The sequence below is a fragment of the Nocardia abscessus genome, from assembly GCF_015477775.1.
Taxonomy (GTDB): Bacteria; Actinomycetota; Actinomycetes; order Mycobacteriales; family Mycobacteriaceae; genus Nocardia; species Nocardia abscessus_A.
This window is the reverse complement of record NZ_JADLQO010000001.1, coordinates 980483-996759: the sequence shown is the minus strand read 5'-3', so window position 1 is coordinate 996759 and position 16277 is coordinate 980483. Positions and strand designations below refer to the sequence as shown.

Below are 16277 nucleotides of genomic sequence, written 5' to 3'. Positions count from 1 at the left end.
TGTTCGTATTCATGGTGAGACCGGAGGATCATTCAGTGGAACGACGGAATTCCAGCAGCACGACCGTGCTGTCGATCGGACTGCATCCCAGCGCCGTCGACTACAGCCGCTATCCGGCTATCGATGAAGCGACCCTCACCGCGCGCATCGAGGCGGGCGAGGCCGCGCTCCGTGCGGCCGGATTCGACATCGTGTCCTGCCAGGTGCCCGCGGATCCCGATGCGGCAGAGACGAAACTGCGCGAATGCGCTGCGGGCGGGTCGTTCGGTGTCGCCATGATCGGCGCGGGCGTACGCATGGCGGCCGAGCACACCCTGCTGTTCGAACGTCTCGTGAACGTGGTCACCGAGATCGCGCCCGGAATACGCTTGTGTTTCAACACCTCACCGGAGACCACCATCGACGCCCTACGGCGCTGGGTACAGCCGGCTGGGCGCTGAGGAACGGGCCGTCCCGACCTCTCCCACGACTACTCCCAACCCTCAGGCCAGAACGCCGCGATCCGAGCAGCAAAGCGGGAGGCCCAGACCACATGGTCCGGGGCCTCCCGTTCGGCTCATCGCTCAGCGGATCTTGAAGATCACCAAGCGCTGGACGACGAAATTGATGACCGTCGCGGTGCCCTGGGCGACGACGAAGGCCAGCGGCTGCCGCCACCACTCGCCGGGGAGGGCGAAGTAGAGCAGGTTGTTGATGCCGACCTGCACCGCGAAGGTCACCGCGTAGAGCGCGACCACCGCGAAGAAGCGGACGCGGCTGGGCGGGGCCTGGAAGGTCCAGCGGCGATTGATCAGGTAGGCCGTCGTGGTGCCCGCCACGAAGCCGATCGACTTGGCGACGCCGACCGGGAGGCCGACCAGGTTGAGCAGCAGGCTGTAGAGCCCGTAGTCGACCACGGCCGAGAACCCGCCGGTGAGGGTGAACCGGATGATCTGCGTCTTGAGGTCGACCTCGGTGCTGGGTTCGATTCGGCGCTCCCGGGACCCTGCGTGGTTACGCACGCTGCCTCCTTCGGGCCCGTCGCTCGCGCCGGCGGGCTCGTCGACCAGTGGCAACTCGGTCGGAAGCGGCAAGTGGGGTTCGGCTGGCACGCCGACGAGCGTAGCGCCGACCGGGGCGAGCGGCGGATTCGGTCTCAAACGACGCGTACGTCACTACTCAGGGGTAGAGCGACCCCGTCCCCATCTGGCGTCATACCTGTAGCCTCTATGCCGATGTCCACGAAAGCTCCGACCGCCACCAAGACAACCGGGAACGGCGCCGGCGTCATGAATGACGACCCGGCCGCGGGTACCGCGTTCACTCTTCCGACGCGCACCCGCACGTTGACCGGGTGGGGTCGCACCGCGCCTACCTCTTCCGAAGTGCTCTCGACCAGCGATCCCGAACTGATCGCCAAGGCAGTCGCCATGGTCGCCGAGGACAACGACGGCAAGCCCGCCCACCTGCGGCGCGGCGTGATCGCACGCGGCCTCGGCCGCTCCTACGGCGACCACGCGCAGAACGCAGGCGGCCTGGTCATCGATATGACCGCGCTGAACAACATCCACCGCATCGATCGCGACACCCGGATCGTGGACGTGGACGGCGGCGTCAGCCTGGACCAGCTCATGAAGGCCGCGCTACCGTTCGGCCTCTGGGTGCCGGTGCTCCCCGGCACCCGCCAGGTGACCATCGGCGGCGCGATCGCCTCCGACATCCACGGCAAGAACCATCACAGCGAAGGCAGCTTCGGCAACCACGTGCGCTCGATCGATCTGCTCACCGCCGACGGGCAGGTGCAGCACATCACACCGAAGCGCAACACCAAGCTGTTCTGGGCGACCGTCGGCGGCAACGGACTCACCGGCATCATCCTGCGCGCCACCATCGAGATGGTGCCGACGGAGACCGCCTACTTCCTCAACGACGGCGTGAAGACCACGACCCTCGAGGAGACCATCGCCGCGCACAGCGACGGCAGCGAGTCGAACTACACCTACTCGAGCGCCTGGTTCGACGTGATCAGCCCGCTGCCCAAGCTGGGCAGGGCCACCATCACCCGGGGCAGGCTCGCGAAACTCGACGAGCTGCCCAAGCGGCTGCGCAGCAAGCCGCTGAAGTTCGACGCGCCGCAGCTGATGACCGTCCCGGACATCTTCCCGAACTGGACGATGAACAAGCTGACGCTGATGTCCATCGGCGAGGCGTACTACCGGATGGGCGGCAACTACACCGGCAAGGTGCAGAACCTGACGCAGTTCTATCACCCGCTGGACATGATCGCGGAATGGAACCGCGGCTACGGCTCCAACGGCTTCCTGCAGTACCAGTTCGTGGTGCCGACCGAGGCGGTCGAGGAGTTCAAGCGGATCATCGTCGACATCCAGGCGTCCGGGCACTACTCCGCGCTGAACGTGTTCAAGCTGTTCGGCCCGGGCAACCAGGCCCCGCTGAGCTTCCCGATGCCCGGCTGGAACATCTGCGTCGACTTCCCGATCAAGCCGGGCCTCAACGAACTCGTTGGCGAACTGGACCGGCGGGTGCTCGAGTTCGGCGGGCGGCTGTACACCGCGAAGGATTCGCGGACCACCGCCGAGACGTTCCACCGGATGTATCCCCGGATCGACGAGTGGATCAAGGTCCGCCGCAGCGTCGATCCCACCGGTGTTTTCATGTCCGATATGGCGAGAAGGCTGGAGCTGCAGTGATCAATGCCGTTGGCAACCCGCAGTCGATTCTGCTGCTGGGTGGCACCTCGGAGATCGGCTTGGCAATCTGCGCGGAGTACCTGAAGAAGGGCCCCGCGCGCATCACCCTCGCGGCGCTGCCCGGTGATCCGCTGCGTGAGGACGCGGTCGCCCAGATGAAGGCCGCGGGCGCGAGCGAGGTCGACGTCATCGACTTCGACGCACTCGACACCGACGGCCACGCCAAGGTGATCGACGCGGCGTGGGACTCCGGCGACGTGGACGTCGCCATCGTCGCCTTCGCGCTCGACGGCGACGCTGAGGAGTTGTGGCAGAACCAGCGCAAGGCGGTGCTGGTCGCCCAGGTCAACTACACCGCGGCGGTGTCGGTCGGCGTGCTGGTCGGCGAGAAGATGAAGGCGCAGGGCTTCGGGCGGATCATCGCCCTGTCCTCCGTCGCCGGTGAACGGGTGCGCCGCTCGAACTTCGTCTACGGGTCGACAAAGGCCGGCCTGGACGGCTTCTACCTCGGACTCGGCGAAGCGCTGCGCCCGCACGGGCCCCGTGTGCTGGTGATCCGGCCCGGCATGGTGCGGACCAGGTTCTCCGCGCACGTCAAAGAGGCTCCGCTCACCGTCGACAAGGAAGACATCGCGGTGCTGGCGGTGTCGGCGTCGCAGAAGGGGAAGGAACTGGTCTGGGCGCCGGGAGCCTTCCGCTTCGTGATGATGGTCCTGCGGCACATCCCGCGCTCGATCTTCCGCAGACTGCCGATCTGACCTTCGGCGAACGAGCTCGGACCCCGTGCCCGCGTGATCGGTGATCGCGCGGGCACCTATCGTCTGACGGAGTGGATCCTGTGAACCCGGAGGCGCCATGCGAGTAACCCCATGCGACGTGCGCGGAGCGGTCCGTTGAGCACGGTGACCGCGACCGGCGAAGCGCCGCCGCGTCCCGTCGATCCGGCCCCGGCGCCGGGACGCAAGGCGCTCGTGGTGCGGCAGATCGCCTCCGGGGTCGGAGAGGCCGCGCTCGCCGCCCTCGTGGCCGCGGTGGTGGCCGCCGTCGGGCTCGTCGCGTTCTCCATGGTGCAGTGGCCCGCCTTCAACTCCTCCAACGTGACGCGCGCGCTGACCACGGTGGGGCAGGTCGGTGCGGCGGCGCTGCTCGCGGTCGCCATCGCGCTGCTGCGGCTGCGCAAGTCGCCCTGGCTGGCGAAACCGCTGTCCTGGGCCGGTCTTTCGACGTTCGTCACGTTCACCCTCGGCATGCCGCTGGCGGCGACGAAGCTGTACCTGTTCGGCGTCTCGGTGGATCAGGAGTTCCGCACCGAATTCCTCACCCGGCTCACCGATTCCGCCGCGCTGCGCGACATGACGTACGCGGATCTGCCGTCGTTCTACCCCGCGGGCTGGTTCTGGATCGGCGGGCGGGTGGCGAACCTGCTCGGCATGGACGGCTGGGAAGTGTTCAAGCCGTACGCGATCGGCTTCCTCGCGGTAGCCGCGGTCGTCGCGCTGGTGCTGTGGTCGAAGCTGATCCGCGCGGACTGGGCCGTCGGCGTCACGGCGGCGAGCACGGCGGTCACGCTGGCCTACGCCGCGCCCGAGGCGTACAGCGCCGTCATCGTGCTACTGCTTCCGCCCGCGCTCGTGCTCGCCTGGGGCGCGCTGTACCGGCCTCTGGAGGACGTGCGATCCGGGTCGGCCGACCGCACTGCGGGCGGCTGGGGCGCGGTCGTCGGCACCGGACTGTTCCTCGGCTGGGCAGCCACCTTCTACACCCTCTACTTCCTGGTGGCCGCCTTCGCGGTGGCGTTGATGGGTCTGCTGTCGGCCGTGCTCGCGGTTCGTCGACAGCGCCGAACGAACCATCCGCGCCGTACCCGTGCGGCCGTGGACACCGGCCGTCCCGCCTGGCGCGCCGCGGTTGCGCCGCTCACGCGGCTGGTGGTGATCGGAGCGCTTTCCGGTCTGATCGCGCTCATCGTGTGGGGGCCGTACCTGGCGAAGGCGCTGCGCAGCACCACGGCGAGTTCCGGAACCGCTCTGCACTACCTACCGGAAGCGGGAGCGGAGCTGCCGCTGCCGATGTTCCACTTCTCCCTGCTGGGTGCGCTGTGCCTGATCGGCACGATCTGGCTGGTGCTGCGCGCCGCGTCGTCGCGACGGGCGCAGGCGCTGGGGATCGGCGTGGCGGCGATCTACCTGTGGACGCTGCTGTCCATGGCGGCGACCGCCGCGGGCACCACGCTGCTGTCGTTCCGCCTGGAGCCGGTGCTGCTGGTGCTGCTGTCGGTGGCGGGCGCGTTCGGGTTCGTGGAGGGCGCGCGGGCGATCTACCAGGCGTTGAACGAGCCCGCCCGGTTCCGGCTCGTCGCGATCGTCGTCGCGACGGTCGGCGCGTTGGCCTTCACCCAGAACATCACGCACATCCTGTCTTCGGAGATCACCACCGCTTACACCGACACCGACGGCGACGGACATCGGGCCGACCAGCGGGCTGCCTCGGCGGTGTCGTCCTATGCCAAGGTGGACGCGGCGCTCATCGCACAGATCGGACGCCCCCGTTCGGACACGGTGGTGCTCACCGCCGACACCAGCTTCCTCTCCTTCTATCCCTACCTCGGCTTCCAGGCCCTCACCTCGCACTACGCCAACCCGCTCGCCGATTTCGCGGGCCGTGCGGCGACCATCGAGCGCTGGAGCGAACTGAAGACGCCGCAGGAGCTGCTCGACGCGCTGGCGGCGAGCCCGTGGCGCGCGCCGGACGCGTTCCTGTTCCGGCGCAGCGGCGACGCCTACACGCTGCGGCTGGCCAAAGACGTCTACCCGAACGACCCGAACGTCGAGCGCTACACGGTGAGTTTCCCCAAGGAGCTGTTCGCCGACCCACGTTTCACCACCACCGACATCGGGCCGTTCACGCTCGTCACCGTGCACCGCTGAGCGATCTCGCCCGAAACACGGGTGATTGAACTCGCGCCGAATGGATAACCCTTCCGTTTGTCGGTCCGCGCACAGCGTGGTTGGTACGGAAGGCGGCTGATTCAGCGCTGGCGAGGAGTGATGCGCAGGTGGCATGGCCACAGGACGTCGATACCGGTGAACAAGCGGAATCGGCGGCGGTCGCAGTCGCGGCGAGGGAGACGACAGCGGCCGGAGTGCTCAGCAGCCCCGCGCGCACGCGCCGGATCTTCCGGATCGGTGGCGCCGATCTGCTCGTCGGCATGGGTTACCTGGCGCTGGCCGCGGCGGTGCTCTCGGGCCAGTGGCGTAATACCGGCAGCGGATACCTGATCAAGAGCGGTCAGGACCAAACGATGTGGGAGTGGTTCTTCGCGGTCACCGCGCATTCGGTGGCCACGCTGCGGAATCCGCTCGGCACCGATCTGCAGAACTTCCCGGCCGGAGTGAACATGATGGCCAATACGGCCATGTTCGGCGTCGGCGTGCCGCTGACGCCGGTCACCCTGCTGTTCGGTCCCACCGTCACATTCGTGCTGGTACTCACCCTCGGGCTGGCCGGTACCGCCTTCGCCTGGTATCTCCTGTTCGCCCGTACGCTCGTCCGTTCCCGGGTCGCGGCGGTGATCGGCGGCCTGTTCTGCGGTTTCGCGCCCGGGATGATCTCGCACGCCAACGCACACCCGAATTTCGTCGTGTTGCTTCTGCTTCCGATCATCGCGGGCCAGCTGATCGGGATGGCGCGGCGAGCCGCCGGGGCGGAACCGGATCGGCCGCGCGGACGGGTGCGCGATGCCGTCACACTCGGCCTGCTGGTCGCCCTGCAGATCGCGCTCGGCGAGGAGCCGCTGTTGATCTTCGCCCTCGCGTTCGGACTGTTCGCGCTCGTCTACTACCTGCATGTTCCGGGCGTCGCACTGCGCGTGACACGGGCGCTCGCCCCGACCGTGCTGCTGGCCGCGGTGATCACGCTGGCGCTCACCGAGATTCCGCTGTGGTGGCAGTTCTTCGGACCACAGAGCTATCGCTCGATCGACCACGGGCCGATGGGCAACGACCTGCGAGCGCTGGTGCAGTTCCCCTCCGAATCGCTGGGCGGGGTATTCGCGCCCGGCGAGAACGTGGCGATCAACCCGACCGAGCAGAACGCCTACTTCGGCTGGCCGCTGCTGTTCCTGGTGGTCTTCACGGTGGGACTGCTGTGGCGCGACCGCGTCGTGCGGGCCGCGGGCGTGGTGATCGCCGTCTTCGGCGTGCTTTCGCTGGGCGCGGTCGCCACGATCGGCAAGCGGCCGACCGGCATCGAACTGCCGTGGCGCTGGGCCGAACAGGTGCCGCTGCTGAACACCGTGCTGGAGAGCAGGCTCAGCATGGCCGCGATCCCGGCCATCGCGGTGGTGCTCGCGCTGGCCACCGAGCGGGCGGTGACCAGCTGGACGCAGTCGGCGGTGGACTGGAAGCCGCTCGCTTGGTTCGCCGCGGTCATCTGCGCGCTGCTGCCGCTGACCCCGACCATCCTCCCCGTGGTGGAGCGGGCGCCGACACCGGATTTCTTCGCCGACGGCACCGTCCGCGGCTATGTCGGCGACGGCTCGGTGGTCATGGTGCCGCCGCCACGGCCGCCCGACGCGCGAGCGCTGCGCTGGCAGGCCGACGCCGGTTTCTCCTTCCCACTGGCCGGTGGTTACTTCGTCGGCCCGACCGGTACGACCAAGAAGGGGATCTACGGCCCCGAGGCCCGCCCGACCACCACACTGCTGGTGCAGGCGCAGGACACCGGGGTGGTCCCCCCGATCGACGCCGACGTGCGCACCCGCGCGCTGACGGACCTGCGGTTCTGGCAGGCCGACGTGCTGGTGCTGCCCGCGACGAAGAACGGCGAGGCGCTCCGGGAAACCGTCACCCAACTGCTCGGCTTCGCGCCCACCCGGGTCGAGGACGTCTGGCTGTGGGACGTTCATACGCTGCGGTCGTCGGGGGCAGTCGGCATCACACCGGGCGGTAGCTAGCATCAACCACCGTGCGACCGGACCGATCTACTCGAGCGTTCACCCGTATCCGCTTGATCGCCCTCCTCTCCGGGCTTCTCGGATTCCTGCTGGCGTTGCTGACCCCGCTGTTGCCGGTGCGACAGGACCGGGCGACCCTGGACTGGCCCCAGCCCGGCCCCGCGAGCGTCGCGGCGCCGCTGGTGTCCTACGAGCCGCTGCGGTTGCGCGCGACGCTGCCCTGCTCGCTGGTGGGAGAACTCGGCGCGACGGGCACACTGCTGTCCACCGCTCCGGTGTCCTCCGGCCAAGCGGCGACCAAGGGGCTGGTGGTCTCGGTCGGCGACGGAGTCCTCTCGGTGGTGCTGCGGGACATCCCGCTGCTGTCGGCGCCGCTGAACGAGGTCGGGTCCTGCGCGACGATCCGCGTCGAGTCGGACGCCGCCGCGACGACCGCTGAACTGACCGGGGTGACCAGGCAGGACGGCACGCCGTTCCGGTCCACGGTCGGCCGGGACATCAGGCCGCAGATGGTGGGCGTCTTCACCGATCTGGACGCGGGCCGGCTCGCCGGGGCGCAGGTGCACGCGGACATCGACTCGCGTTTCTCCTCGACGCCGACGCCGCTGAAGCTGGCCGCCATGATCGCCGCCGCCGTGTTCACGCTGATCGCACTGGTCGCACTGCATCTGCTGGACACCACCGACGGGCGTAAACCGCGGCGCTTCCTGCCCGCCCACTGGTGGCGGGTCACCCCCGCCGACGGCGTGGTGCTGGGCATTCTGGCGCTGTGGCACGTCATCGGGGCGAACACCTCCGACGACGGTTACATCCTGAACATGGCGCGGGCCTCCGAGCACGCGGGCTACATGGCGAACTACTACCGCTGGTTCGCGGTGCCCGAGGCCCCGTTCGGCTGGTCCTACGAGGTGCTGGCCTGGATGGCCCGGGTCTCCGACGCCAGCCTGTGGATGCGGCTGCCCACCCTCCTGGCCGGCATCGTCTGCTGGCTGGTGATCAGCCGGGAAGTGCTGCCGCGCCTGGGCGCCCGGGTGCGGCGCAACAAGGTGGCGCTGTGGACGGCGGGGCTGGTGTTCCTCGCGTTCTGGCTGCCCTACGACAACGGTCTGCGTCCCGAGCCGCTGATCGCGGCGGGCGCGTTGCTCACCTGGTGCTCGATCGAACGCGCCGTCGCGACCGGACGGCTGCTGCCCGCCGCGGTGGCCGTCCTGATCGCCGCGTTCTCGCTCGCGGCAGGCCCCACCGGCCTGATCTGCATCGCGGCGCTGATCGCCGGTTCGCGACCGGTGCTGCTGATCATCGTCAAACGGGCCCGCGGGGTCGTCCCGGCCCGCACCGGGCCCGACGCGGACGCGGCCGCCGCGGGCTCCGCCGAAGCCGCGGCCGCGGTGAACGCCCCCACGGACGTGCGCAAGCCGTCCCGGGCCGCCGCGGCGTTCCGGTTCGCCGCGCTGCTCGCGCCCGGCTTGGCCGCGGGCACGCTGGTGCTCGTGGTGATCTTCGCCGACCAGACGCTGGCGACGGTGCTGGAAGCCACCCGGGTCCGCACGATCGTCGGCCCGAACGTCGCGTGGTTCGACGAGCGCACCCGCTGGGATTCGCTGCTCATGCTCTCGCCCGACGGTTCATTGGCGCGGCGGTTCGGCGTGCTGGTGATGCTGCTGTGCCTGCTGGTCTGCGTGCTGCAAGTGCTGCGCAAGGGGCGGATTCCCGGCACCTCGCGCGGCCCTTCGGTGCGCATTCTCGGCATCGTGTTCGCGTCGCTGTTCCTGATGATGTTCACCCCCACCAAATGGACCCACCACTTCGGCGTGTACGCCGGACTGGCCGGATCGCTGGCCGCGCTGGCGGCGGTCGCGGTGGGCACCACCGGCATTCGCTCACCGCGCAACCGCGCGCTGTTCGCCGCCGCGGTGCTTTTCCTGCTCGCCGTGACCTTCACCGGCTCCAACGGGTGGTGGTACGTGTCCAGCTACGGTGTCCCGTGGTGGGACAAAGCTCCGCTGCTGGCGGGCAAGGGGCTGTCCACGCTGTTCCTCGGACTCAGCGGCGTCGCGTTGCTGATCGCCATCTGGCAGCACTACCGCGAGCCGTACCGGCGCGAGAGCCGCGGCGCGCCACGGCGTTTCGACCGATGGGCCTCGGCGCCGCTCACCGTCGCCGCCGCCCTGCTGGTGATCTTCGAGGTGGCCTCGCTGGCCAAGGCCGCAGCCACGCAGTACCCCGCCTACTCGATCACCAAGTCGAACGTGGAATCGATCCGCGGGGATTCGTGCGCGCTGGCGAACGAGGTGCTGGTGGAGACCGATACCGCCGATTCGCTGCTGCAACCCTTCACCGGATCGCCCGCGGACGGATCGGCCGCGCAGAACAAGGGTTTCACCCCGAACGGGGTAGCGGGCGACCTCACCGCCGACGCCGAGGAGACGGTCACCGGCGGCGCGAACTCGGTGGACAAGGACTCCGAGAACAAGACCACCAAGACCACCGGCGCGGGCACCGGAGGCGGCACCACCGAGCAGGCGGGCATCAACGGCAGCACGGTCGCGCTGCCGTTCGGCTTGGACCCGGCGAAGACCCCGGTGCTCGGCAGCTACCAGGAGGGCGAACAGCAGCAGGCGAAGCTGACCACCCAGTGGTACCGCCTCGATCTGACCGACAGCATGCGCCACGACCCCGCCTACCAGGTGCTCGCGATCACCGCGGCGGGCCGGATCCGCTCGATCGACGCCGACGGTGTGCTCACCTACGGGCAGGAACTGCACCTGGAGTACGGCGTCCGGGGCGCGGACGGCGAGGTCAGCACGCTCGGCTCGATCGATCCGCTGGACATCGGCCCCGCGCCGTCCTGGCGCAACCTGCGGGTGCCGCTGGATCGACTGCCCGGGGAAGTGAACGCGGTGCGGCTGGTCGCGATCGACAACGACATCACGCCCAAGCAGTGGCTGGCCGTGACCCCGCCCCGGCTGCCCAAGCTGACGACGCTGAACTCCCTGGTCGGGTCGAAGGATCCGGTACTGCTCGACTGGCACGTCGGCCTGGCGTTCCCGTGCCAGCGTCCGTTCGACCACAAGGACGGCGTCGCGGAGATCCCGCGGTGGCGCATCCTGCCCGACCGGGTCGGCTCCGACGCCTCCAACGCATGGCAGGACGACATCGGCGGCGGCCCCCTCGGCTGGACCGGCCTGCTGTTGAAATCCCAGACCGTCCCCAGCTACCTCGGCCACGACTGGGCACGTGACTGGGGCTCCCTCGAAAAATTCACCCCGTACGCCCCGAACGTCACCCCGGCCACTATCGGCGTAACCGTCGAGACCACCGGCGGCCTCGCCACCGACGACCCGATCCGCATCCGCTGACAGAGCGACGGCCTTCCGCGTCAGGGCACCAGCACCAACCGGCCGCGTACGCCACCGGCCGCCAGCTGTTTCTGCGCAACGGCCACGGAGGTCAACGGCAAGGTCTCGGCCACGCGGAGGGTGAGTGCGCCCGCGTCGACCCGCGCGACCAACTCGTCGAGCTGGGCGCGGTCGGCGCGGACCAGAACCGTGCGTACGTCGGTGCCGCGCAGCGGGATCGGGGTGTTCGGGACGCTGATGGAAACGAAATGCCCGCCGCCGCGCACCGCGGCGAGCGTCGCGGGGCCGAGTGCGGCGGCGTCCAGGGCGGCGTCCACGCCGCCGGGGAACAAGGCGCGTACGGCATCCGGGAGCGGCGCGTGGCGCGGGACGAAATCGGTGGCGCCGAGCGCACGCACCGCGTCCTCGTCGGCGGGCGAGGCGGAGGCGATCACCCGTAGCCCGCGCGCCGCGGCCAGTTCGACGGCGAAGCCGCCGACGGCGCCTGCCGCGCCGGTGACCAGCAGCGTGTCGGTGGACGCGAGATCGAGCGCGTCGAGCGCCTGGACGGCGGTGAGACCGTTGAGCGGAATGGTGGCCGCCTGCACCGGCGAGACCGAAACCGGGGCGGGCGCGACGTTTCCGGCCTCCAGGACCACGAAGTCGGCCTGGGCGCCGAGCGAGACGTCGAGCCGGTCGCTGATGCCGATCACGGCCTGCCCGATGGTGAATTCGGTGACGCCCGCGCCGATCGCGTCCACCGTCCCCGCGACGTCCCAGCCGACGCCCCACTGATCACGCGGCGCGGCGAACGGCGTGCCGCCGACACCCGCGCGCACCATCAGATCCACCGGATTCACCGTCGCCGCCGCGACCGCGATACGGATCGTGCCCGGCCCCGGCTGCGGGGTCGGCACTTCCAGGATCTCCACCAGACCGGGGCGACGTACCACTACTGCACGCATGAGATTTCCTTCCTCCAAGACATCGCCCAACCTAGGAGGCGTACTATCCCTCGGGTAGTAGTTACCCGAAAGTGCGTTAGAGGTAGCGAGGTACTTCGATGGCGACCACCACCGCGGCGCAGCGCCGCGACCTGGCCAAACAGCGGTACGACGCGTACATCGCCGAGTGCCCGACGCGACAGCTGCTGGACCGGATCAGCGACAAGTGGGTGAGCCTCGTGCTGGCCGCGCTCGCCGACGGCCCACTGCGCTACGCCGAGCTGAATCGGGTCATCGCGGGCGTGAGCCCCAAGATGCTCACCCAGACGCTGCGCGGCTTGGAACGCGACGGCTTGGTGGAGCGGCGGATCACCGCGGAAGTGCCGGTGCGAGTCGACTACGAACTCACCCCGCTCGGGCACAGCCTGCAACCGGTCATGAGCGCCGTCAAAGCCTGGGCGGAAACGCGCATGGACGACGTGATCGCCGCGCGGGAGCGCTACGACAGCACCGGGCAGTAAACCGGTTGTCCGGTCTGAAAAATATGCTCCCACCTGTGGCGAAGCATCGCAGGACGAATCGGCCCGCTGGCCTTAATCTGATTTCCATGACAACGGCATTCGATGAAATGGATCTGCGCGATCTTGTCGGACTGCTCAGCGAAGAGGAACAACGGGAGCTGCGGCCTGCGGTGCTGCGCGTGCTCGGCCGCCTCCCTTCGCAAGAGGTGCTCCGGCGCGAGCTCGGCCTTCGGTTGAAGGTCTGAGCCCCGGTTCCGCACCGGTAAACGAACGGCAGGGCCGCCGCGCAGGATTTTCCCTGCGCGGCGGCCCTGTGTTCGGTGCCCTCCCTGGTCGGCTCGCCGAAAGTGACGTCGACGGGTATCGGCACGTCCGCCGTCGGTCGAGGGAGACGCAAAGGGCCGTCGCATCGTTGGTTCGACGCGACGGCCCTGCGCTGTCCGGGCTCACCCGGTGGGATCAGAACACCCGCAGGTTGCCAGGCGACCAGAGGCCGGAGCGCGTAGTGGTGCCGGTGTCCAGCTTCGCCGGGACCGCGTTGCGGTCGTACTGGTCGTAGCGCTCCAGGGAGCCCCAGTCGCGTGCCCAGTCGTGCTTCAGGTAAGTGGGCACCGTGGTCGACTTGGCCAGCATCTGGGCGAAGCCGAGCGGACCGCCGAATTCCTCGGCCTGCCAGGTGTTCGTCGAACTGATCGCCAGCGGACGGTCCGGCAGGATGCGGTAGCCGGGCACCTCGGCCACGCCGTTCTCGTGGTCGAACGGACGCTGGCACGGGAACTGCAGGCCCACCGCCCAGTCCAGCAGGATCGGCTGCTGGGAGCCGAGCAGGCTGTTGAGCGTCTGCAACTTCGGCATCCGCGGCGGCGTGAACGCCAGCCACTGGTCCCCGATCAGGATCGGGTCGTTGGCGACGATGCGCACCGCGTCGGCGTCGGGGGCGATCTCGTCCAGCGGCACCCGCAGGTTGCGCCAGGACGGGAAGGGGCCGATGTCGCGCGGCAGGTAGGTGCCGAGCTTCTGCACGGTGCCGTCGGGCAGGTGCTTGCCGTAGTCCACGGTGAGCGACTGGCCGTACTTCATCGCGCCGGTGTCGTCGAAGGAGAGGATGCGACCGGCGGCCGAGATCACCACCAGCGGCTTGTCCGCCGAACGGGCGGGCAGCTGGTACCAGCTCGAGGTGACGTTCGCGGGCTGCTGCATACCGTTCTGGTAGCTGCCGAGGATCGGCGTGGACGCCGGGTCGAGGCCGAACGGCAGCGCGACGGTGGAGCCGTTGACGCCGAGCGCGCCCTGACCACCGCCGGTGCCCGCGCTCTGGCCTTCCGCGAACGCCGCGCCGACCGACTGGGTGGAGGTGTTGCCGGTGCCCGGCTTCACCTCGACGCTGTCGGCGGACAGATCGTTGGGCACGCCGTTCGGGTCGAATCCGACCGAATCGACGCCCGCGAGCGGATCGGTCAGCGGACGCGCCGGATCGATGATCGGCTCCAGCCTGCCGCCGTTCGGGTCCGGCTCCACCAGCACGTCGTTGGCCAGGCCGCAGGTGCTGCCGCCGAGGGCGTCGATGTTCGACCGGGCCAGCGAATAGGCCGGGTACTGCGAGACGGCGCCCTTGACCAGCGAGAGCACCTCGAGCGCGACCATCAGCGCGGCGACCACGGTGAGCGGGATCGCGGCGAACCGGCGGATCCGCCTGCCGCGCGCCGTCTTCGCGGACGGCTGCGGTTTGGTGTAGTCCTCACGCAGCGCGTACCAGCCGACCAGTGCCAGCGCCAGGCCGAACAGCATGAGCATGACGGTGTTCGACTGGTAGCCCTGCAGCGAGATCCGCTTGTCGAACCACGGAACACCGAAGCTGGACACGTACCAGTAGCCGTTGATCCCGGAGAACGCGACCGCGAGCACGAACAGCAACCCGGCCAGGAAGATCGCCCGGTTCTTGCGGGCCCGCAGCGCGCTGGCCGAGACCGCGACCGCGGTGACCGCCGCCAGCGAACCCGCGATGCCCGCGTACGCGCCGAAGTGGTGGGTCCACTTGGTCGGGTTGAACATCATGAAGAAGATCGTCCCGAACACCACGCCCATCAGCCGCCAGGTCGGCCCGCTCGCGATGCCGGGCACCTGCCTGCGCCGCAACAGCACCAGCATGGTGGTGAACAGGCACAGCAGCATCACCAGGAAGGCGAAACGGCGCGACAGCGAGCCGTCGACGGTCTCCACGAACAGGTAGTAGTAGCGCAGGTAGTCCTCGTACCAGGCCAGGTTCGGCCCGGTCACCTGGCGCACCCGGTTGGCCTCCTGGATGCCCGCGAAGGTCTGGTCGCTGTAGACCACCGTCAGCACGAGCACACCGGCCGCGGCGATCGGGGCGAGCAGCGGCAACGTCGAACCCCACCGCCCGGCGCCCAGCGCCGCGAACTGCCGATGCTTGCGCACCACGATGCGCACCAGTGGACGGATGCCTGCCAGCAACGCCGCCACGCACATCAGGCCCGTCGGCGCGGCCGCCAGGGTGAACGCCGCCACCAGGATGGCCACCGCGGCGGGCAGCAGGCGACCGGTCGCGATGGCCCGCTCGATCGACACCCAGGTCAGCAGGGCGCCGAGCGCGACGATCGGCTCGGAGCGCAGACCGTTGTCGAACGGCAGCCAGAACGCCAGGAACACCAGTCCGCCGGTCCACAGCGCCACCTTGCTGGTGCGCACGCCCCGGCCGAGGCGAGGCACGACCTCGCGACTGATCACCAGCCAGCAGAGGATCGCGCAAGCCAGCGCGGGCAACCGCACCCAGGGGCTGGCGGTGGAGATCTCGGAGAAGACCTGGATCACGTAGTAGTACCAGCCGAACGGGGCCTCCGGCACGCCGTACCAGCGGAAGTAGTTGGCCATGTAGCCCGCGTGCGGGGCGACCCGCACCATGCTGAGGATGTAACCGTCGTCGGAGGTGTTCGCGCCCGCGAAATGCCACAGCAGCAGCGTGCCGGCCACCGCGCCGTCCGCCCAGGTCGGCTTCAGCCAGTTCGCCGGCAGGAACCGGCGGTGCCCGCGCCCGTCACTGCCGTCGAGCCGGGCCAGCGCCGCCAGCGCGATCAGCGTGCACAGCACCGCCGCGATCATCGCGACCAGCTTGATCGCGGTCGGGCTGGACGAGAAGCGGGTGTCCACGGTCATGTCGAACGCCAACCCGGCGGGCGCCGCGCCCTTGAGGTCGGAGAACACCCCGACTACCTGGGGCCGCAGATCGCCGCCCAGCTGCCCCTCCACCGGTACGGTGGCCAGTTCGGTCGCCCCGGGCGCCCCACCCTCGACCGGCCGCTCCACCTGCTTGGTGAGCCCGGTGAAGACGGCGTAGGTGCGCTCGCTGTCGGAGCTGATGCTCAGCGCGGCGCACTCGCCCATGCGGCTGCGGTCGGCCGACACGACGACCGCGTTGCGGTCCACCACGTCCACCGAGGTCTCCGACACCCGCACGAACATCGCCTCCAGCGCGGCCCGGTCGCCCTGCGGCGGCGCGGTAGCCAGCAGCATGCCGCCCCGCTCGGGCAGCTGGGCGATCGTCTCGCACGGAATAGTCGCCTTCAGGTCGATCGGGACCTGCGACATCAGCGGGGCCTGAACGTTGCCGAGCGTCCCGCCCTGCGGCCAGTTCAGCACCGCCGTCGTCTGCGTGACCGGCAAGAACGGCGTCGCCAGTGCGAACAGCGCGCCGAGCAACCCGGCGACCAATGCGATGAGCCGGGCGGTGCGGAAATCGTTCCTGGTCACCACCGGGGCGGCGGGGGGTTTCGTAAGAACAGCGGTAGCGGCGTCGGGCACGGTTCGCAATGCTA

At 69.4% G+C, this 16277-nt stretch carries 11 protein-coding genes; 8 read left to right on the top strand and 3 right to left on the bottom strand.

Annotated elements, in window-relative coordinates:
* The first annotated feature begins 35 nt into the window (after positions 1-35).
* Positions 36-440 (top strand): hypothetical protein, encoded by a 405-nt coding sequence (locus tag IU450_RS04575; protein ID WP_228833941.1) that lies wholly within the window; start codon positions 36-38, stop codon positions 438-440.
* A gap of 123 nt (positions 441-563) precedes the next feature.
* Here IU450_RS04575 and IU450_RS39505 read toward each other — a convergent pair whose 3' ends face one another.
* Positions 564-1001: a GtrA family protein gene (locus IU450_RS39505; RefSeq protein ID WP_324197525.1), complete on the bottom strand. Its 438-nt coding sequence runs from the start codon at positions 999-1001 to the stop codon at positions 564-566.
* A gap of 267 nt (positions 1002-1268) precedes the next feature.
* Between IU450_RS39505 and IU450_RS04565 the strand changes: the two genes are divergently transcribed.
* The 5 genes from IU450_RS04565 (at position 1269) to IU450_RS04545 (ending at position 11003) form a co-directional block, all read left to right on the top strand.
* Entirely contained in the window at positions 1269-2690 is a 1422-nt protein-coding gene (locus tag IU450_RS04565) for an FAD-binding oxidoreductase (RefSeq protein WP_195148694.1), read from the top strand.
* On the top strand, positions 2687-3448 hold the full coding sequence (locus IU450_RS04560) for a decaprenylphospho-beta-D-erythro-pentofuranosid-2-ulose 2-reductase (RefSeq protein ID WP_195148451.1): 762 nt from the start codon (positions 2687-2689) through the stop codon (positions 3446-3448). The genes IU450_RS04565 and IU450_RS04560 overlap by 4 nt, the downstream gene beginning before the upstream one ends.
* A 111-nt stretch (positions 3449-3559) precedes the next feature.
* On the top strand, positions 3560-5617 hold the full coding sequence (locus IU450_RS04555) for a galactan 5-O-arabinofuranosyltransferase (RefSeq protein ID WP_195148450.1): 2058 nt from the start codon (positions 3560-3562) through the stop codon (positions 5615-5617).
* A gap of 215 nt (positions 5618-5832) precedes the next feature.
* Positions 5833-7644, top strand: coding sequence for a glycosyl transferase (locus tag IU450_RS04550; protein ID WP_416382842.1), 1812 nt, complete (start codon positions 5833-5835; stop codon positions 7642-7644).
* 11 nt (positions 7645-7655) lie between these two features.
* Positions 7656-11003, top strand: a complete 3348-nt coding sequence (locus tag IU450_RS04545) for an arabinosyltransferase domain-containing protein (protein WP_195148448.1) — start codon at positions 7656-7658, stop codon at positions 11001-11003.
* A gap of 20 nt (positions 11004-11023) precedes the next feature.
* On the opposite strand, the gene IU450_RS04540 is transcribed toward IU450_RS04545, so the two are convergent.
* Complete coding sequence (locus IU450_RS04540) at positions 11024-11947, bottom strand: NADP-dependent oxidoreductase (protein WP_195148447.1); 924 nt, start codon at positions 11945-11947, stop codon at positions 11024-11026.
* Between the two features lie 98 nt (positions 11948-12045).
* Between IU450_RS04540 and IU450_RS04535 the strand changes: the two genes are divergently transcribed.
* Positions 12046-12447 carry a winged helix-turn-helix transcriptional regulator gene (locus IU450_RS04535; protein ID WP_043684905.1) on the top strand — a complete coding sequence of 134 codons (402 nt, stop codon included), beginning with the start codon at positions 12046-12048 and terminating at the stop codon, positions 12445-12447.
* An 86-nt stretch (positions 12448-12533) separates the two neighbouring features.
* Entirely contained in the window at positions 12534-12692 is a 159-nt protein-coding gene (locus tag IU450_RS04530) for a hypothetical protein (RefSeq protein WP_168434190.1), read from the top strand.
* Positions 12693-12906: 214 nt separating this feature from the next.
* Here IU450_RS04530 and IU450_RS04525 read toward each other — a convergent pair whose 3' ends face one another.
* Complete coding sequence (locus IU450_RS04525; RefSeq protein ID WP_416382835.1) at positions 12907-16263, bottom strand: arabinosyltransferase domain-containing protein; 3357 nt, start codon at positions 16261-16263, stop codon at positions 12907-12909.
* Positions 16264-16277 lie beyond the last annotated feature (14 nt).